Origin of the sequence: Nocardiopsis oceanisediminis (genome assembly GCF_048595525.1) — a bacterium.
In the GTDB taxonomy this organism is placed as follows: domain Bacteria; phylum Actinomycetota; class Actinomycetes; order Streptosporangiales; family Streptosporangiaceae; genus Nocardiopsis_A; species Nocardiopsis_A oceanisediminis.
The window spans coordinates 6,053,351-6,072,038 of the sequence record NZ_JAFMZJ010000001.1; the positions used below are offsets into that span (position 1 = coordinate 6,053,351).

At 74.0% G+C, this 18,688-nt stretch carries 13 protein-coding genes; 8 read left to right on the forward strand and 5 right to left on the reverse strand.

Going from position 1 to position 18,688, the window contains the following annotated elements; genetic code table 11:
- Window positions 1-311 precede the first annotated feature (311 nt).
- Window positions 312-2,147, reverse strand: coding sequence for an amidohydrolase (locus tag J0910_RS26420; RefSeq protein WP_420161240.1), 1,836 nt, complete (start codon window positions 2,145-2,147; stop codon window positions 312-314).
- 471 nt (window positions 2,148-2,618) lie between these two features.
- Here J0910_RS26420 and J0910_RS26425 point away from each other — a divergent pair, with 471 nt between their 5' ends.
- Window positions 2,619-3,728 (forward strand): acyltransferase family protein, encoded by a 1,110-nt coding sequence (locus J0910_RS26425; RefSeq protein WP_420161241.1) that lies wholly within the window; start codon window positions 2,619-2,621, stop codon window positions 3,726-3,728.
- A 191-nt stretch (window positions 3,729-3,919) separates the two neighbouring features.
- On the opposite strand, the gene J0910_RS26430 is transcribed toward J0910_RS26425, so the two are convergent.
- Window positions 3,920-4,924 (reverse strand): CDP-alcohol phosphatidyltransferase family protein, encoded by a 1,005-nt coding sequence (locus J0910_RS26430; RefSeq protein WP_420161242.1) that lies wholly within the window; start codon window positions 4,922-4,924, stop codon window positions 3,920-3,922.
- Between the two features lie 249 nt (window positions 4,925-5,173).
- On the opposite strand from J0910_RS26430, the gene J0910_RS26435 reads away from it, so the two are divergent.
- The gene (locus J0910_RS26435; RefSeq protein WP_420161243.1) at window positions 5,174-6,613 is read left to right on the forward strand and encodes a GuaB1 family IMP dehydrogenase-related protein; all 1,440 of its coding nucleotides are present in this window, start codon (window positions 5,174-5,176) and stop codon (window positions 6,611-6,613) included.
- A 168-nt stretch (window positions 6,614-6,781) separates the two neighbouring features.
- On the opposite strand, the gene J0910_RS26440 is transcribed toward J0910_RS26435, so the two are convergent.
- Window positions 6,782-7,360, reverse strand: coding sequence for a nitroreductase family deazaflavin-dependent oxidoreductase (locus tag J0910_RS26440; protein ID WP_420161244.1), 579 nt, complete (start codon window positions 7,358-7,360; stop codon window positions 6,782-6,784).
- A gap of 132 nt (window positions 7,361-7,492) precedes the next feature.
- Between J0910_RS26440 and J0910_RS26445 the strand changes: the two genes are divergently transcribed.
- From J0910_RS26445 to J0910_RS26470, 6 genes are all read left to right on the forward strand, one after another.
- Window positions 7,493-8,215 (forward strand): ABC transporter ATP-binding protein, encoded by a 723-nt coding sequence (locus tag J0910_RS26445; RefSeq protein ID WP_420161245.1) that lies wholly within the window; start codon window positions 7,493-7,495, stop codon window positions 8,213-8,215.
- Window positions 8,212-10,398 (forward strand): YhgE/Pip family protein, encoded by a 2,187-nt coding sequence (locus tag J0910_RS26450; RefSeq protein WP_420161246.1) that lies wholly within the window; start codon window positions 8,212-8,214, stop codon window positions 10,396-10,398. Before J0910_RS26445 ends, J0910_RS26450 begins: the two co-directional genes overlap by 4 nt.
- Window positions 10,399-10,478: 80 nt before the next feature.
- Window positions 10,479-11,069 carry a TetR/AcrR family transcriptional regulator gene (locus tag J0910_RS26455; protein WP_420161247.1) on the forward strand — a complete coding sequence of 197 codons (591 nt, stop codon included), beginning with the start codon at window positions 10,479-10,481 and terminating at the stop codon, window positions 11,067-11,069.
- A 292-nt stretch (window positions 11,070-11,361) separates the two neighbouring features.
- A complete protein-coding gene (locus J0910_RS26460) occupies window positions 11,362-12,153 on the forward strand; it encodes an ATP-binding cassette domain-containing protein (protein ID WP_420161248.1) in 792 nt (263 codons plus the stop codon).
- Complete coding sequence (locus J0910_RS26465; protein WP_420161249.1) at window positions 12,154-14,592, forward strand: YhgE/Pip family protein; 2,439 nt, start codon at window positions 12,154-12,156, stop codon at window positions 14,590-14,592. It abuts the gene before it with no gap.
- Window positions 14,593-15,319: 727 nt separating this feature from the next.
- Window positions 15,320-15,718: a DUF3592 domain-containing protein gene (locus J0910_RS26470; protein WP_420161250.1), complete on the forward strand. Its 399-nt coding sequence runs from the start codon at window positions 15,320-15,322 to the stop codon at window positions 15,716-15,718.
- Between the two features lie 50 nt (window positions 15,719-15,768).
- On the opposite strand, the gene J0910_RS26475 is transcribed toward J0910_RS26470, so the two are convergent.
- Window positions 15,769-16,995 (reverse strand): cytochrome P450, encoded by a 1,227-nt coding sequence (locus J0910_RS26475; protein ID WP_420161251.1) that lies wholly within the window; start codon window positions 16,993-16,995, stop codon window positions 15,769-15,771.
- Between the two features lie 62 nt (window positions 16,996-17,057).
- Window positions 17,058-18,683 carry an AMP-binding protein gene (locus tag J0910_RS26480; protein ID WP_420161252.1) on the reverse strand — a complete coding sequence of 542 codons (1,626 nt, stop codon included), beginning with the start codon at window positions 18,681-18,683 and terminating at the stop codon, window positions 17,058-17,060.
- Between the last annotated feature and the right edge of the window lie 5 nt (window positions 18,684-18,688).

Genomic DNA, 18,688 nt, shown 5'->3' on the forward strand with positions numbered 1-18,688 from the left:
GATCGTGGCGTTGCGGGGCGATCAGAGCGCTCTGATCGCCCCGCAACGCCACGATCATCGCCCTGGGGCGAATCTCCCGGCAGCGATCTGAGGGGCCTCCCTCCCCGGTGCGGGGTGGGCCGCCCTGCCTCCGTCCGAGCCGCCCGGCCGGCCTGCGGAGACCCCGGCCGGGCGGGATGCCGGGCCGGTTCCGCCCCGCTCGGGGCGGGCGGCGGCCGGCCCCGGGCCTCCGCGCCCCGCCGCGGGCGGCCGCGGAGCACGGGCCCGCACCGCGGAGCGGTGGGGGCGGGGCGGGGCGGGGCGGCGACCGCCTAGTAGCGGTGCGGCGGCTCCTCCGGCGGATCGACCGGGTAGGGCTCGCCGGACGGCGGGTCGGTGGGCGGCGGGGCGCTCACCGGCGGCCCCTGCGGAGGCGGGGCGGCGACCGGCGGGCCCTGCGGCGGCGGGGGCGGCGGGGCGCCCTCCGGGAAGGCCGGGCCCTGCGGCGGCTGGGCGAACGGGTCGGAGTGCGGCGGCGGCGCGTCCCAGCGCCGCTGCTCCGGCTCGGGCTCGGGGCCGTCGCCGAGCAGGGAGTCCATGTCCGCCTGCTGGGTGGAGACCGGGTCCGGCCGCCCCGGTTCGGGGTAGGGCCCGGCCTCCGGGTAGGGCGTGGCGTAGGCGGGCTCCGGCGGGCCGGGCACGCCCTCGGTCGGCGGGACCTGCCCCCGCTCCATCGGGACCTGGGCTCCGGTCGGCGGCATCGGGACCTGGTCCATCGACGCCTGGGCACCGGTCGGTGCGGCCTCCACCGGGGCCTGGCCGCCGGTCGGGGTGATCACCGGCGCGGCGCCCTCCGGCCGGGCCAGGTAGGCCAGGGCGCCGACGGTCAGCGCGGCCAGGCCGGAGCGGAGCGTCGCCTCCCGCTCCGGGGCGAAGAACGGCGAGTGGTTGCCGGGCACCCCGGCGAGCTTCTCGTAGGGGGTCTCGCCCGGCGCGGACTGCCAGACGTCGTAGGGGGTCCCGCCCACGAACCAGTAGACGTAGGGCACCGGGTCCGGGTCGCCGGGCAGGCCGAAGACGCCGACGTCCTCGCTGCCGGTGAACGGCTCGGGCAGCTCGATCACGTAGTCGTCGCCGAAGTAGGCGCGGTGCGCCTGGGCCACGCCGGCGGTCTGCTCCGGGTCGTTGTCGGTGACGCCGACCTGCTGGACCACCTCGATCTCGGGCTCCCGGGAGGCGCCGGAGGCCTCGGCCTCGGCCCGGACCACCCGGCTGATCGAGGCGATCAGCCGGTCGGCCACGGCCGGGTTGAGCGAGCGGGTGTTGATCTCCAGGTAGGCGTCGTCCGGGATGATGTTGGCCTTGGTGCCGGCGCGCAGCACGCCGACGGTGGCGACCGCCATCTCGCCGGGGCTGATCTCGCGGGAGATCACGCCCTGGACCCGGGAGACGATGTTGGCGGCGATCAGCACCGGGTCGACGGTGGTGTGCGGCTGGGAGGCGTGCCCGCCGGTGCCGAACACCCGGATCCTCAGGGTGGCGGTGGCCGCCAGGATGATCCCGGGCCGGTGCGAGACCATGCCGGCCGGCTGCGGCCCGACGTGCTGGGCGAGCACCACGTCCGGGCGGCCGAACCGGGTGTAGAGGCCGTCCTGGAGCATCGCCGCGGCGCCGTCGATGGTCTCCTCGGCCGGCTGGGCGACCACCATCAGGGTGCCGCTCCAGTAGCCGCGCGAGGAGGCCAGCAGGTCGGCGGTGCCGACCAGGCAGGCGGTGTGCACGTCGTGCCCGCAGGCGTGCATCACCGGGACCTCGTTGCCGTCGTCGTCGGTGCCCCGGGCCGTGCTGGCATAGGGCAGCCCGGTCTTCTCCTCCACCGGGAGCGCGTCCATGTCGGCGCGGAGCATCACCGTGGGCCCCTCGCCGTTGCGCAGCATCCCGACCACGCCCGTTCCGCCGACGCCGGTGGTCACCTCGAACCCGGCGTTGCGCAGCCACTCCGCCACGGCGCTGGCCGTGCGGAACTCCCGGTGCGACAGCTCGGGGTTCTTGTGCAGGTCGACGTAGAACCCCTCGACCAGAGGGAAGATCTCGTCGACGAGGCGCAGTACCGCACCGCCGTGCTGTGCTGCTCGGGAGGGATCGACCGCGTGCGGCACCGCATCCACCGCCTTACTCAGGATTCTTCGTGCGCTTCTTCCGCACCCGTACGTCCGGGCCGGCGCGCCGACCGGGCCCGATTCTCTCGTCCGGTCCGGGGAATCTCAAACGCGGGGTGCCCTCCGGCCCCACGGCGCCGCTGTGAACCCTGTGAGAAATCCCAGGTTTCTCCGCGCGGCGGCGCGTCGGATGTTATCGTCGCGTGACCGCTCCGGAGATCTGCCCTGACACCCGGCGATACCGCCCCATCTGCCGTTGTGCCCCCCGGCGCACACGCCGATACCGTCGGGTATGGCCGATCCTGAGCGGTACGGGTAGTGTTCCCGTTCGGAGTTCTCTCAGGATTCTCAGCCGGCCTGCTCATGGCCGGCCCCTCCGCGGCGCGGAGCGGCCGAACCGCCGCGCGGCCCCGAGCGGTCTGCGCGCCCGATCCCGCGCCCGCCCCTCCCCAACCCCGAGAAGGTGAGTTCGGAGACCCCGTGGCCTCAACAATCAGCATCCAGGAAGACCGAGGGCCCGCCCCGAGCGGCCCGGCCGGCGCCGCGAAGCCCAAGAAGCGCGACGCCCTCCTGGACAATGCAAAGTTCCTGCTGATCGTGCTGGTCGTCGTCGGCCACGCCATCGAGCCCAGCACGGAGTCGCGCATCTCCGAGGCGATCTACTTCTGGATCTACCTCTTCCACATGCCGGCCTTCGTCCTGATCAGCGGGTACCTCTCGAAGTCCCAGGACGGCTCGGGACGGCGGATCGACAAGCTGCTGACCACCATCGCCGGCCCCTACCTGATCTTCTGGGGGATCTACGCGCTGCAGTCGCTGTCCTCCGGCCGCTCGCTTCCGGACGGGCCGCTGGAGCCGCTCTGGCTCACCTGGTTCCTGGCCGCCCTGTTCGTGTGGCGGCTGAGCGTTCCGCTGTGGCGGCGGGTGCGCTGGCCGCTCGCCGTGGCGGTCGCGCTGTCCCTGGCCGGCGGCCTGGTGGCCACCGGTGACGTGCTGGGCATGTCCCGCATCCTCAGCCTGCTGCCGTTCTTCGTGGCCGGGCTGCTGATGGAGCAGCGCCACTTCGACTTCCTCAAGTCGGGCTGGGTCCGCGTCTGGTCGGCCGGCGTCGTGCTGATCACCGCCGCGATGTCCTACCTCTACCTGGAGCAGCTCAGCCGGGAGTGGATCTACTGGCGGGAGAGCCTGGTCGACCGGGACATGGACCTGCTGCCGGTGGGCCTGCCCGGCCGCGTGCTCTTCCTGCTGCTGGCGTTCGCGCTGACCGCGGCGGTGCTCTCGCTCACCCCGCGGCGCACCACCTGGTTCACCCGCTACGGCGCGCTGACCATGTACGCCTTCCTCCTGCACGGCCTGGTCGTCCGGGTCGCCCAGCAGCTCGGCTGGTACGACTGGTCGCACGCGGTCCTCGGCGACCACGGCGCCTTCGTGCTCAACGGGGCGCTCGCCGTGGCCCTCGCCCTGGTGCTGATGTCGGCGCCGGTGCGCAGGGCGACCGGATGGATCGTGGAGCCCAGGCTGGAGTGGCTGCTCCGCCGGAACCGGGAGGAGAAGCCGGCGCCCTCCCTGACCGGGCCCCGCTTCCCCTGACCTCCCGGTCCCGCCGCCGCGGGCCGGGGCGGGGTCCCCGGCCCGCCCGGCGGCGGCCGGCGCGCCCGAGAAGGACACGGGGACGCGGAGGGCGGGAAGCAAGGAGGGGCGGGGCCGCGCGGCCCCGCCCCTCCTGCTGCTCCTTCTGCGCCCCTGCTCCCTGAGCGCCCCGCCGCCGGGGCGCCGCGGGGTCAGCTCTGCGCCAGCCGGTCCAGCTCCCGGGTGAAGTCCCGGGTGGCCAGCCAGAGCTTGAAGACGATGGCCACCTCGAAGGCGAGCAGCGCCGCGCAGGACAGCACCGCCACCCCGGTGATGAGCGCGCCGGCCACCGGCGCGAGCGGGGTGACCAGCGCGGTCAGCGGCGCCACCACGCAGACGAACATCTCGAACTCGATGCCGCTGAACAGGTGCGGGCGGACCCGGCTGCGCAGCAGCGACCGGCGCAGCCGCTCGTACCAGCCCATCTTCTCGCTGAAGCCGGCGTGCACGTCCACCACCCGGACGCCCTCCGCCTTCGCCCGCGCGTAGACCTGCTCGCGGTCGAGCGAGGGGTCCTCGCGCAGCGCCTCCTCCATGAAGACCACCCGGGGCCCGTCCTCGGCGTCCTGCGCGGCGGCGGCGTCCGCGGCGGGCTCGGCCTCGGTGCTCTCCGGGTCGGACACGGCGGCGTCGACCCGGCGGCCCTCCGCGGCGTCCCGCAGCTTCTCCCGCATGCTCTGCCGGGTCTTGGCGACCTGCGCGCCGTTGAGGTAGCGCAGCAGGTCCAGGAAGGTGACCACCGGCATCAGCAGCAGGAAGACGACCTCTCCGGTGGCCGCCCACTGGCCGATGAAGAGCGCCATCATGCAGCCGAAGAACCGGATCCGGTCGAAGACGAAGTCGACCCAGGCGCCGAAGACCGAGCCGTTCCCCTTGAGCCGGGCGATCTTGCCGTCCATGCAGTCCAGCACGAAGCTCAGGTGGAACAGGACCGCGCCGAGGACCAGCCAGGGCCAGTCGGCCATGGCGAAGGCGACGGCCGATCCCAGGCCGAGCACGCCCGCGCCGAAGGTGATCTGGTTGGGGGTGATGTCCGTGCGATTGGCCGTCCACACCACCAGCCGGGCCGCGAGCGGATCCACCAGGAACACCGTCCACCAGGCGTCCCTGCTCTTATAGGTGCGCTCCCGGACGTCGGCCAGGGTATAGGTCGTCATGTGTCGTCATCTCCTGCGGGACTCCCCCGGCGCCGCGCGTTCCGGAGGCGTTCCGGGCGCGGTCGTCTCCGACGATCCGCCGGAGGGAGGAATGGCGGGCGGGTGTCGGCCGGTTGATCATGCCAGACGTGTGTCCGGACTCCCAATCGGCACGGTCATAATTGACAAGTAAGACGGGTTCGGAAGAACAGGATCCCCGAGCGGGGTCCCGCGTGGCCGGCCCCGGACAGCATCGACCGAGGTAGAGGCGTGCGCTTTCTCAACGACCAGGTCCCCGTCCACGACCTGACCTACAGTGACGTGTTCATGGTCCCCCGGCGCTCGGCCGTCGGGTCCCGGCTGGACGTGGACCTCTCGACGGCCGACGGGACCGGGACGACCATTCCCATCGTAGTCGCGAACATGACGGCGGTCGCCGGTCGCCGGATGGCCGAGACCGTGGCCCGCCGCGGCGGCATCGCGGTGATCCCGCAGGACATCCCGATCGACGTGGTGACCGAGGTGATCTCCTGGACCAAGGGGCGGGACCTGGTCCACGACACCCCGCTCACCCTGGGCCCGACCGACACCATCGGCGACGCCCTCAACCTGCTGCCCAAGCGCGCGCACAACGCGGTCATCGTGGTCGACGCCGACCGCCGCCCGCTGGGCGTGGTGACCGACGCCGACTGCGAGGGCGTGGACCGCTTCTCCCAGCTGCGCGACGTGATGTCGACCGAGGTGGTCACGGTCGCGGCCGGCACCGACCCCAAGGAGGCGTTCCAGACGCTGCACGACGCCCGGCACCGCCTGGCGCCGGTCGTCGGCGCCGACGGCGCGCTGGTCGGCGTGCTGACCCGGACCGGGGCGCTGCGCGCCACGCTGTACTCCCCCGCGGTGGACGGGCGGAACCGGCTGCGCATCGCGGCCGCCGTCGGGGTCAACGGCGACGTGGCCGGCAAGGCCGCCGAGCTGCTGGAGGCCGGGGTGGACACCCTGGTCATCGACACCGCCCACGGCCACCAGGAGAAGATGATCGCGGCGCTGCGCAAGGTGCGCGCGCTGGACCCGCGGGTCCCGATCGTCGCGGGCAACATCGTCACCGCCGAGGGCACCCGGGACCTCATCGAGGCCGGCGCCGACATCGTCAAGGTCGGCGTGGGTCCGGGCGCCATGTGCACCACCCGGATGATGACCGCGGTGGGCCGCCCGCAGTTCTCCGCGGTGCTGGAGTGCGCCGAGGCCGCCCGGGAGCTGGGCCGGCACGTGTGGGCCGACGGCGGCGTGCGGCACCCGCGCGACGTCGCGCTGGCGCTGGCCGCCGGGGCGTCCAACGTGATGATCGGCTCCTGGTTCGCCGGCACCTACGAGTCCCCCGGGGACATCGTCCGGGACGCCCAGGGCCGGATGTACAAGGAGAGCTTCGGCATGGCCTCGGCCCGCGCGGTCCGGCTGCGCACCGCCGACGACTCCGCGTTCGACCGGGCCCGCAAGGCCGTGTTCGAGGAGGGCATCTCCAGCGGCCGGATGTACCTGGACCCGGAGCGCCCCAGTGTGGAGGACCTGATCGACGAGATCGTGGCCGGCGTGCGCAGCTCGCTGACCTACGCCGGGGCGTCCGACCTGGAGGAGTTCGCCGAGCGGGCCACCGTCGGCCTGCAGAGCACCGCCGGGTTCACCGAGGGCAAGCCGGTGCCGACCAGCTGGTAGCCCCTCAGGGGCCTCCGGCGGGACCGAGGGGCGGTGCGGACCTCCGCGCCGCCCCTTCCGCGTCTCCGCGGCCGGCCCCCTCTCCCCCGATGATCTTGACGTTGCGGGGGCATCAGAGCGCTCTGATACCCCCGCAACGTCAAGATCATCGCCGTTCCGGCCGGCGGCCTAGTACCTCCCGGCCTCCCCGCCGGCCGGCTCCAGCAGCACCACCGGGATCTCCCGGTCGGTCCAGGACTGGTAGGCCGCGTAGTCCGGATAGAACCCGACCAGCAGCGGCCACAGCTCGGTCCGCTCCCCGGGGGCCGCGGTGCGGGCCCGGACCAGCCGGAGGCCGGAGCCGACCTGGAGCACCGCGCGCGGCTCCTCCAGCAGGTTCCGGTACCACATCGGGTGCCGGGCGCTCCCGCCCTGGGAGGCGACCACCGCGACCGCCTCCCGGTCCGGCCAGGGGCGCAGGTGGAGCAGGGGCGTGGTGCGCAGCCGGCCGGTCTTGCGGCCGCGCGTGGTGAGCAGGCAGACCGGCAGGCCCCGGGGGAACCCCGAATGCAGCCGCCACCTCCCGCCGAGGCGCCCGCCGGTGGCCCGGTAGAGGGCGGCGTTGGTCCGCGAGGCGAGCGCCATCGCGCGCCGGGCCGCCGGGGCGTCGAGTCTGACTGGGGGCGTCGAGGGCAAGGGGACCTCCATCCGGGACTCGGGCTCCGACGCTATTGCGTCCACCCCCGCTCCGGTCAAGATGTCGCACATGGCCCGATACGGCCGATTTTCCGGGCCGCTTCTGTGGCACAGCCCACCGCTCCATCGAACCGGGAGCGGACACCTCGTGGGTTATTTTTGAACTGACCAGTCAGTGCAAAAACGGGATGCGGGGGCGAGCGGATGCGGCGTGCGACGGGCGCGCGGATCGATGCCGAAGGGCTCGGGGTGCGGACCAAGGAGGGCCCGGTCTTCTCCGGGGTCGACCTCGCGGCGGCCCCGGGGTCGCTCACCGTCTTCCACGCCGACTCCGGCGGCGGCCGGACCTCGCTGCTGCTCACCCTCGCCGGGCGGATGCGCCCCACCGAGGGGACGCTCGCCGTGGACGGCTACGAGCTGCCGAAGAAGGCCCGCAAGGTGCGCGGCGTCGCCGCCCTCGCGCTCTGCGACGGCGTCAACGACCTGGAGGACCGGCTCCGCGTCGCCGAGCACCTGAACGAGCGGCTGCTGCTCCGGTTCCGCCCGGCGCCCCGCTCGGTCACCGGCCCCGCGCTCGCCGCGGCCGGCCTGGGCGACCTGGACACCTCCCGGATGGTCGGCGACCTGTCCATGGCCGAGAAGCGGCGGCTGGGCGTCGCACTGGCGCTGCTGGACGAGCCGCGCCTGATCGCCGTCGACGACGCCGACCGCGGCCTCGGCCCCGACCAGCAGCGGGAGTTCTTCAAGCAGCTGCGCGACGTCGCCGACACCGGCCCCACCGTCGTGGCGGCCTGCGCCGACCCCGAGGCGGCCGAAGGGGTGGCCGACGTGGTGGCGCTGGCCGGCGACGAGCAGGGCCCCGCGGGACGGCACGCCCGCGCCCTGTCCTCCGCCCCCGAAGACCTGTCCGACAAGGAGAACGCGTGAAGCTCCGGAAGCCCCGGGCCCTCCCCTCGCTCAGGCTGGGCGGACTGTCCGTCCGCTCGTTCTTCCGCGCCCGGCTCACCGCCGCGGCGATCGCCGCGCTGACCATCATCCCGCTGCTCTACTCCGGGCTCTACCTGTGGTCCTTCTGGGACCCCTTCGAGCGGATGAGCAACCTCCCGGTGGCGCTGGTCAACGAGGACCGCCCGGTGAAGGTCGACGGCGAGGAGATGAACGCCGGCGCCGAGATCACCGGCGAGCTGCTCGAGGGCGGCGACCTCAACTGGAAGGTGATGGACGCGGAGGAGGCCGAGGCGGGAGTGGCCGACGGCCGCTACTACGTCTCGCTGACCATCCCCTCCGACTTCAGCGAGCGGCTCTCCTCGCCCAGTGAGGACGGGGCCGAGCCCATCCCGGCGATGCTGGAGGCGCACTACAACGACGCCAACGGCTACATCGTCCGCCAGCTCATGTCCTCGGCGTTCAAGGAGGTCCGCTCGGCCGCGGCGGACAGCGCCGTCGCGGAGTACCTGGACGCGATGTTCGTCGGCTTCAACGACGTCCACGAGGCCACCGAGAAGGCCGCCGACGGCGCATCGCAGCTGGCGGACGGCGCCTCCGACGCCAAGGACGGCTCCTCCCAGCTGGCCGACGGCACCTCCGACGCCAAGGACGGCGCCGACGAGCTGAACGGCGGCCTGTCCGACGCCAAGGACGGCTCCTCCGAGCTCTCCTCCGGCGTCGGGCAGCTCTACGAGGGCTCCAAGACCCTGGCCGACGGCGCGGGAACCGCCTCCGACGAGGTCTCCGACGCCGTCGACAAGCTCGACCCGCTGGCCGACGAGTGGATCCCGGTGCTGCGCGAGAAGGCCCCGGAGATCCAGTCCGGCGCGCAGGCCGCCGCCGACGCGGCGAGCACCCTCTCCGACGCCCTCGCCGAGCTGCCCGCCGACTCCGCCCAGGCGGCGCAGTCCGCCCGCGACCTCTCCGGCCGCATCCAGGCCCGGCTGGACGCCTCCCCCGACCTGGAGCAGACCGACCCCGGCCTGTACGCGCTGCTCACCGACGCCAAGGCCGCCGCCGACCAGGCCGCGAAGCTCAACGACTTCGTGCAGACCAACCGGGAGAGCATCACCTCGGTCAAGGACGACGCCGACGCGGTCGCCTCGCTCGCCTCCGACCTCGCCGAGGACGCCCCCGACCTGGCCGACGACGCCGAGGACGCGCGGGACAAGGTCGACGAGCTCAACGACGGGCTGTCCCAGCTGGCCGAGGGCAGCCGGGAGCTGCGCGACGGCCTGGAGGAGGCCTCCGGCGGCGCGGGCGACCTGGACTCCGGCATCGGGCAGCTCAAGGACGGCTCCGGCGACCTCTCCGACGGCCTGGGCCTGCTCGAGGACGGCTCGTCCGAGCTGGACTCCGGCATCGGGCAGCTCAAGGACGGCTCCGGCGACCTCTCCGACGGGCTGGCGGAGGGGGTCGAGGAGATCCCCACCTTCGACCCCGGCGACCGCGAGTCCCGAGGCGACATGATGAGCCAGCCGGTGCGGCTCTCCTCGGCCACCTCCAACGAGGCGCCGAACTACGGGACCGGCTTCGCCCCGTTCTTCATCGCCCTGTCGCTGTGGGTCGGCGCGATGATGGTGTTCATGGTGCTGCCGCCGCTCTCCCGGCGGGCGCTGGCCTCCACCGCGCCGTCCTGGCGGATCGCGCTCGCCGGCTGGGTCCCGGCGCTGCTGATCGGCATCGCCCAGGTCGCGGTCAGCCTGGCCGCCCTGCACTTCCTGCTGGGGCTGCAGGCCTCCCGGTGGGCGGCCACCGCCGGGCTGCTCACGCTGACCGTCGCCGCCTACACCGCGGTCGTGCAGTGGGCCAACGCCCGCTTCGGCGCGGCCGGCCGGGTCGTGGCCCTGGTGCTGCTCATGCTCCAGCTCACCTCCGCCGGCGGCACCTACCCGATCGAGACCAGCCCCGGCTTCTTCCAGGCGATCTCGCCCTACCTGCCGATGAGCTGGGTGGTCTCCGCGCTGCGGGTGCTGATCAGCGGCGGCGACTCCGCGGTGGTGCTGGGCGCGTGCGGCGTGCTCGCCGCCTACATGGCCGTGTTCCTGCTGCTCACCTGGCTCACGGTGGCCCGGAAGCGGATGTGGACCATGACCGAGCTGCGTCCGGCGCTGAAGCTGTGACCGGGGCTACAGGAAGGGGCGCGATAATGATGGCGGGCAGCACCGCTGCCGATCCGATCCCCCGCAACCAGGAGCAGCACGTGAGCGCGCGACGCGAGGCCACCCGGCAGCGGCTGTTCGAGGCCACCCTCGAACTGGTCTCCGAGAGCGGGTTCGAGAACGTCACCGTGGACCGGATCGCCGAGCACGCCGGGCTCGCCAAGGGCACCGTCTACTACAACTTCGGCGGCAAGACGGAGCTGTTCACCGCCTTCATGGAGTGGGGGGTGGACCGGTTCGCGGCGGTGCTGCGCGAAGGCGCCACCGGGACGCCGCGCGAGGCGCTGTCCGGGGTGATCCGCGCCGAGCTGCTGTTCATCCGGGACCGGGAGGGGCTGGCCCGGCTGCTGCTCTCCGAGGCCTGGCGGTCCAACCAGGCCTGGGAGGCCACCGCGCTGCGCATCCGCCGGCAGGCCATCGACGTGCTCACCGGGCTGCTGGACACCCTGGCCGAGGCGGGCGAGCTCCGCTCGGACCTGGACACCGGCGTGGCCGGCTCGGCGATGTTCGGCATGGCGCTGACCGCCGCCCTGGAGTGGCGCACCCTCACCCCGGAGCGCCCGCTGGAAGAGGTGCACGCCGCGGTGATGCGCCTGGTCGACGCGGTCCTGGCGGCCGAGCGGCCGGACTGACGCCCGGCCGCGCCCCACCCCGCCCCGGCGGCCGCGACGGCCCCGGGGCGGTGGCCTACCGGGCCCTGTTCCACCCGCCCGGCCCGGCGGCCGGGCGGAGGCCTCACGCCGACCGAACCGTCACGGGCGGACCGGCACCGAGACCGCTCCGCGGGCCGGAACAGAGCGGCAAAGGGGGCGCCAAGTCGCAGCGCGCCGCATTGCCCGCACCCGGCCCGTATTCCACCCTCGTGTCCTGAAAAGGGGCGCGCCGCGCCCCTCCCGACCGCTCGGGGGCGAGGGGGACGAGCCGATGCGCCGTGCCACGGGGGCGCTCGTGGAGGCCGACGGGCTGGAGCTGCGGACCGGCGAGGGGCCGGTCTTCTCCAAGGTCGGCTTCACCGCCGAGCCCGGCTCGCTCACCGTGTTCGAAGCGGACGCCGGCGGCGGGCGCACCGCGCTGCTGCTCGCCCTGGCCGGGCGGATGGACCCCACCTCCGGGACGCTCCGGGTGGACGGCTACGAACTCCCCCGGCAGGCCCGCCGGGCCCGGCGGATCGCCGCGCTCGCCCTGGCCTCCGGGGTCAACGACCTGGACGAGCGGCTGCGCGTCTCCGAGCACCTGGCGGAGCGTCTGCTGCTCCGGTTCCGGCCGGCCCCCGCGTCGGTCTCCGGACCGGCGCTGGCCGAGGCCGGGCTGTCCGGGCTGGACCCGCGCACCCTGGTGAAGGACCTGACCGCGGTGGAGCGGCGCCGGCTCGGGGTGGCCCTCGCCCTGCTCGAAGAGCCCCGGCTGCTGCTGGTGGACGACGCCGACGCCGGCCTCGGCGAACGGCACCGGCGCGCGTTCTGGGGCCTGCTCCGCGACCTGGCCGGCACCGGGCTGACCGTCATCGCCGCCTGCGCCGACGCCCGCGGCGCCGGGGACGGCGTCGCGGTGCACCCCGTCCCCCGGCCGCCGCGCCGGGCCCGCGCCGCCAAACCGCTGGCCCGGTCGGTGCTGAACGCGCTGCGCCCCGGGGCGCAGGCCAAGGGCCGGCACAGCAGGGGCGGCGACACCGAACCGCTCTCCCTGGGCGAGATCCTGCCCCGGGCGGAGGAGTGAATGCCCGCCTCCCCGTTCCGCACGCTGCCCGCGCCGCGCCTCGGGTGGCTGTCGGTGCGCTCCTTCTTCCGCCACCCGCTGCTGGTCGCCGCGCTGGTGGCGCTGACCGTGGTCCCGCTGCTGTACACCGGCATGTACCTGTGGGCGTTCTGGGACCCGTTCGGCAAGGTGCACAACCTTCCGGTGGCCCTGATCAACGAGGACCGCCCGGCCACCGCCGACGGCGAGCGGGTGCACGCCGGCCGGGAGCTGACCGAGCGGCTGGTGGACCGCGGCGACCTGGACTGGCACGTGACCGACGCCGAGGACGCCGCCGCGGGCGTCGCCGACGGCCGCTACTACGCCTCGATCACCGTCCCCGCCGACTTCAGCGCCGACCTGGTCTCCCCCGCCGACACCGGGCGCGACCCCACCCCGGCCATGCTCCGGGTGCACTTCAACGACGCCACCAACTACATCGCCACCGAGCTGCTGGCCATGGGCTTCCGCGAGATCGAGCAGGCGGTGAGCCGGACCGCGATCGCGGAGTACCTGGACACCCTCTTCGTCGACTTCAACGAGATCCACGACCGGACCGAGGAGGCCGCCGACGGCGCCGGGGAACTGGCCGACGGCGCCGCGCAGGCCGAGGAGGGCGCCGGGGAGCTGGACGGCGGTCTCGGCGACGCCGAGGACGGCGCCGGCGAGCTGGACGGCGGACTGGACGACGCCGAGGACGGCGCCGGCGAACTGGCCGACGGCGCCGGGACCGCGCAGGACGGGGCGTCCGCCCTGGCCGGCGGGGCGGCCTCGGCCGAGGACGGCGCCGGGTCCCTCCTCGACGGCCTGGAGAGCGCCGAGAGCGGGGCCTCCGACCTCGAATCCGGCCTGGACGGGCTGCACGGCGGGTCGGTGGAGCTGGCCTCCGGCGCGGGCGCCGCCTCCGCCGCGGTCGACGAGAAGACCGAGGAGCTCAACGCGCTGGCCGACGAGTGGATCCCGCTGCTCCAGGAGCACTCCCCGGACATCGAGGCGGCCGCCACCGCGGTGGCCGACGGCGCCGGCCTGCTCGCCGACGCGCTGGAGGGCCTGCCGGCCCTGACCGACGAGGAGGCCGCGGTGCTGTCCGGACTCCGCGACCGGCTCGCCGCGCACCTCGCCGCCCACCCCGAGCTGGAGACCCGGGACCCCGACCTGTACCTGCTGCTCTGCGACGCCGAGTGGGCCGCCGGCGTCGCCGTTGACCTGCACGGCTTCACCACCGGGCACCGGGACGACATCGACGCGGTGGCCGCCGACGCCCGCACCGTCGCCGGGCTGGCCGGGGAGCTCGCCGACGCCGCACCGGACCTGGCCGACGGCGCCGAGGACGCCCGGGACCAGATCAACGAGCTCAACGACGGCCTCAAGGACCTCGCCGAGGGCTCCCGGGACCTCCGCGACGGGCTGGAGAGCGCGCACGACGGCGCGCAGGACCTGGACGACGGGCTGAGCAGGCTGGTCAACGGCGCCGACGAACTCCACGGCGGTCTGGGCGACCTCCGCGACGGCGCCGACGAGCTGGACGCCGGACTCGGCTCGCTCTCCTCCGGCGCGGACGAGCTGGACGCCGGGCTGGGCGAGCTGTCCGGCGGCGCGGGCCGGCTCTCCGAGGGCATCGCCGCACTGCACATCGGCGCGGGCGAACTCGGATCCGGTCTGGGCGACCTCCGCGAGGGCGCCGGTGAACTGGCCGAGGGCCTGGACGAAGGCGCGGAGGAGATCCCCGTCTTCGACCGGGACTCCCGCGACGCCCGCGGCGACATGATGAGCGCCCCGGCCCGGCTCTCCGCCTCGCACGACAACGAGGTCCCCGACTACGGGACCGGCTTCGCCCCGTTCTTCCTCGGGCTGTCGCTGTGGGTCGGCGCGATGGTGGTCTACATGGTCCTGCCCGCCCTGCCCGCACGCGGCCTGGCCTCCACCGCGCCGTCCTGGCGGCTGGCCCTCTCCGGCTGGCTGCCCGCCCTGGTCCTGGGCATCGCACAGGGCTTCGTGATGGTCGCCGCCCTGCACCTGCTGCTCGGCCTGCAATCGGTGAACTGGCCGGGCCTGCTCGGCTTCCTGGCGCTGACCGCCGCCGCCTACACCGCGATCGTGCACTGGGTGGACGCCCAGTTCGGCGCCCCCGGCAAGGTGATCGTCCTGGTCCTGCTGATCGTGCAGATCACCTCGGCGGGCGGCACCTACCCGCTGCAGACCAGCCCCGACTTCTTCCAGGCCATCGCGCCCTACACCCCGATGTACTGGGTCGTCTCCGCCACCCGCCACCTCATCAGCGGCGGCAGCGGCACCGTGGTCCTGCACGCCTGCCTGGTCCTCGGCGCCTACGCCTTCGCCGCCCTCGTGCTGAGCTGGGCCACCACTGCGGGACGCCGCACCTGGACCATGTCCCGCCTGCACCCGGTCCTGAAGATCTGAGGCCCGGCCGGGGTCTGATCACCCCCGCGCGTGCGGGGAGCACTCCTGTCCCCACCACTGGGTGGTGGTGGTCCTGGGACCATCCCCGCGCGTGCGGGGAGCACGACCGTGCGGCCGACAAGATCATCTGCACGTCGGGACCATCCCCGCGCGTGCGGGGAGCACTACACGGTCCGGGACCGGTTCGACCAGATCGAGGGACCATCCCCGCGCGTGCGGGGAGCACTCTCGTTGAACTGGGATTCTTCCGGGCCGGAAGGCCGTTTTCAACCACTTCCCGTTCTCCGGGCGGGTGGGTCGGCCCCCGCCGGCTTCGGGGCCCCGGAACGCACTGCGGGCCGGAACCCCTGTGCGAGGTTCCGGCCCGGGCGATTCCGGGGTCCGAGCGCGCCCGTCCGGGCCCCGTGTCGGCGGGTGCGCGGCCCCGTATTCCGCGCTTCCCGCTTACCGAAGAAGTTACGGGGACGGCCCGGGTCCGCGCATCGGCCGAGGAGCGTATCCGCTCTACGACCAAAGGCGGTGCCGGAGGACTCCGGGTGTCATTCTCCGGAGGGACCGGTGTCATGGGCCGCCCGGGACCTGTGTCATGGGTCCCTTGTGGCCTGCCCCGGCCGCCCCTCCTCCCCGCGGGCGGTCCGGTGCTCTAACCTGAGCCTCGGACGCCGGTGCCCCGCGACGCACCGAAGGCCGTGCCGGACGCGGAACCGAGACCGACGGAGTTCACACCATGGTCGACCTCTACCCGCTGCTGCCCATCCTGGCCGGGCTCGGCATCCTGTGCGTCTACTTCCGGCACGTGCTCTGGACCGGCCTGCTGCTGCGCAACGGGCTCCATGCCGAAGGCGAGATCGTCGGCTACGCCGAGTCGAGCACCGCCGCCCGGATGATCGTGCGGTTCGAGACGCACGAGGGCGAGGAGGTGCACGCCACGCACGAGAGCACCGGCTGGACCGCCTCCAAGCACGGCGACGCCGTCACCGTCACCTACCACCCCAACCGGCCGCAGCAGGCCCGCATCGTCGACGCCCCCTGGCTCAGCACCTGGGTGCACGGCATGTTCGGGGTCGTCGGCTGCGCCCTGATCGGGATCGGCTGCTTCCTGGGCTACCTGCAGTGGTGGAGCTGACCGCCTCCCCTTCCTCCTTCCCGCACGTCCCCGCTCCTCTTCCGGCGGCGTCAGGCGTAGCGCGCCGGGAGGTGCTTGACGCCGTTGATCCAGGACGAGCGGAACCGCTCCGGGCCGCCGGTGACCTCGATGCCGGGCATCTGGTCGGCGATGGCGTTGAAGATCAGGTCGATCTCCATCCGGGCCAGGTTGGCGCCGAGGCAGTAGTGCGCGCCGGTGCCGCCGAAGCCCAGGTGCGGGTTGGGGTCGCGGGTGACGTCGAAGGCGAACGGGTCGTCGAAGACGTCCTCGTCGAAGTTGGCCGAGCTGTAGTAGAGGCCGACCCTCTCCCCCGCCGCGATGGCCCGGCCGCCGATCTCGGTGTCGGCGGTGGCGGTGCGCTGGAACGCGATCACCGGGGTCGCCCAGCGGACGATCTCGTCGGCGGCGGTGCGCGGCCGCTCCCGCTTGTACAGCTCCCACTGCTCCGGGTTGGCGTGGAACGCCAGCATGCCGTGGGTGATCGCGTTGCGGGTGGTCTCGTTGCCGGCGACGGCCAGCAGGATCACGAAGAAGCCGAACTCGTCGTCGGTCAGCCCGCGGCCGTCCACGTCGGCCTGGACCAGTTTGGAGACGATGTCGCCGCGCGGGTCGGCGCGGCGCTCGCCGGCCAGGGCCATCGCGAAGCCGAGGATCTCCGTCGAGGCGACGGCCGGGTCCATGCCGAACTCCGGTTCGTCGTAGCCGAGCATCTCGTTCGACCACTGGAAGAGCTTGGCCCTGTCCTTCTGCGGGACCCCCATCAGCTCGGCGATGGCCTGCAGCGGCAGCTCCATCGCCACGTCGGCGACGAAGTCCCCGCCGCCCTTCTCCGCGGCCCGGCTCGCGATGCGGGCGGCGCGCTCGCGCAGCGCCTCCTCCATCCGCCCGATGGCGCGCGGGGTGAACCCGCGCTGCACGATCTTGCGGAGCTTGGTGTGCGCCGGCGGGTCGAGGTTGATGAGCAGGTTGTCCTTCTGCACCTGCATCCCGTCCGGCCCCATCTCCGGGTAGTAGCGGACGATCGAGGTGTTGGCGTTGCTGGAGAACAGCTGGGAGTCCACCGAGGCGCGGCGGACGTCCTCGTGCCTGGTGAGCAGCCACAGCCCGCCGTCCTCGAAGCCGTACCCGCCGGGCTGCGGGTTCCAGCGGACCGGGCTGGTGCGGCGCAGGGCGGCGAACTCCCGGTGCGGTACGCCGCGGACGATGACATCGGGGTCGGTGAAGTCGAATCCTTCGGGCACGGGCGTCTCGGTCATGTCGTCTCCCGGGTCGTGCTGGTCGCGCCCTCGGTCTGTCGCTCGGCCGCCGCGCCCCGCGCTCAGTGCGGGGCGGGCTCCTCTCCTGCGGCGGCGGCCTCTCGCGCCCACCTGTAGTCGGCCTTCCCGCTCGGGGACCGGCGCACCTCCTCCACCAGGCGGTACAGCCGGGGGGCCTTGTAGCCGGCCACCCGGCCGCGGACGTGGGCGTCGAGGTCGGCGGGCGAGGGGCCGCCCCCGCCCCGGCCCGCCACCACCGCGGCGACCCGCTGGCCGTACCGCGGGTCCGGCACCCCCACCACGACCGCGTCGGCCACCCCGGGGAAGCCCTTGAGGACCGCTTCGACCTCTTCGGGGTAGACCTTCTCGCCGCCGGTGTTGATGCAGACGGAGCCGCGGCCGAGCACGGTGACGGTGCCGTCCTCGGCGACGGTGGCCATGTCGCCGGTGAGGGTGTGCCGGACCCCGTCCACCTCGACGAAGGTGCGCGCGGTCTTCTCCGGGTCCTTGTAGTAGCCGACCGGGACCCGGCCGGCCCGGGCCACCTGGCCGATGTCGCCCGAGCCGGGGGCGACCGGGCGCAGGTCCGGCCCGAGGACGGTGATCAGCGGGTCGTCGAAGCGGAACCGCAGCCCGGTCTCGGGGGCGGAGCCGGGCACCCCCCAGGCGGCCAGCCCGGCCTCGGTGGAGCCCAGGTTGTCCAGGATGAAGCGGTCCGGCAGGGCCCGCTCCAGCCGCTCCCGCACCGTCCCGGAGAGGATCGCCCCCGAGGAGCTGACCACCACCAGCGAGGAGAGGTCGTAGCGGCCGGCCTCCAGTTCGTCGGCGAGCGGGACGGCCATCGCGTCGCCGACGATGTTGACGGTGGCGACCCGCTCCCTCTCGATCGCCCGGAGCACCTCGGCGGCGTCGAAGGAGCGCACCAGCACCACCCGGCCGCCGCCCCAGAACCCGATGAAGCCGGCGAACTGGGCGGCGCCGTGCATCAGCGGTGCGGCCGGCAGGATCACCGCGCCCTGGGCCAGGGCGGCCTTGTCCACCAGCTCCTCGGGGGAGGCGACCGGCTCCCCGCCGGGGTTGCCGCCGCCGTGGCCGGCGAAGAACAGGTCCTCCTGGCGCCACATCACGCCCTTGGGCATGCCGGTGGTGCCGCCGGTGTAGATGATGTAGAGGTCCGCGCCGGAGCGCTCGGGGAAGCCCCGCTCGGGCGAGGAGCCGGCGAGCGCCTCCTCGTAGTCGGCGGAGCCGAGCAGCCCGCCGGGCCCGGGGGCCTCCGGGCCGGTCCCGGCCGCGGCGCCGACCCGGACGGTGTGCCGGAGGGTGCGGGCGGCCGGGGCGGCCCGGGCGACCCGGGCCTCGAACTCGGCGTCGTAGACCAGCGCGGCCAGGTCGGCGTCGGCGTACAGGTGGGCCAGTTCCCGGGGCAGGTAGCGGTAGTTGACGTTGACCGGCACCGCGCGGATCTTCAGCGCGCCGAGCAGGGTCTCCAGGTACTGCGGGCCGTTGTAGAGCTGGATGCCCACGTGCTGCCCGGGGCGGACGCCGGCCCCGGCCAGGTGGTGGGCGACCCGGTTGGCGCGGGCGTCCAGTCCGGCGTAGCTCCGGCGGTCGGCGCCGCAGACGAGGGCGGTCCGGTCGCCGAGGCGGTCGGCCACCCCCTCGTACATGTCGGCGAGGTTGAACTGCATCCGGC

Excerpts from the sequence above, each read along its gene's own strand:
- J0910_RS26430 (WP_420161242.1), bottom strand. The coding sequence starts at position 4,924 with ATGACGACCTATACCCTGGCCGACGTCCGGGAGCGCACCTATAAGAGC.
- J0910_RS26440 (WP_420161244.1), bottom strand. The coding sequence starts at position 7,360 with ATGTGCGACATCTTGACCGGAGCGGGGGTGGACGCAATAGCGTCGGAG.
- J0910_RS26445 (WP_420161245.1), top strand. The coding sequence starts at position 7,493 with ATGCGGCGTGCGACGGGCGCGCGGATCGATGCCGAAGGGCTCGGGGTG.
- J0910_RS26460 (WP_420161248.1), top strand. The coding sequence starts at position 11,362 with ATGCGCCGTGCCACGGGGGCGCTCGTGGAGGCCGACGGGCTGGAGCTG.
- J0910_RS26465 (WP_420161249.1), top strand. The coding sequence starts at position 12,154 with ATGCCCGCCTCCCCGTTCCGCACGCTGCCCGCGCCGCGCCTCGGGTGG.
- J0910_RS26470 (WP_420161250.1), top strand. The coding sequence starts at position 15,320 with ATGGTCGACCTCTACCCGCTGCTGCCCATCCTGGCCGGGCTCGGCATC.
- J0910_RS26475 (WP_420161251.1), bottom strand. The coding sequence starts at position 16,995 with ATGACCGAGACGCCCGTGCCCGAAGGATTCGACTTCACCGACCCCGAT.
- J0910_RS26480 (WP_420161252.1), bottom strand. The coding sequence starts at position 18,683 with ATGCAGTTCAACCTCGCCGACATGTACGAGGGGGTGGCCGACCGCCTC.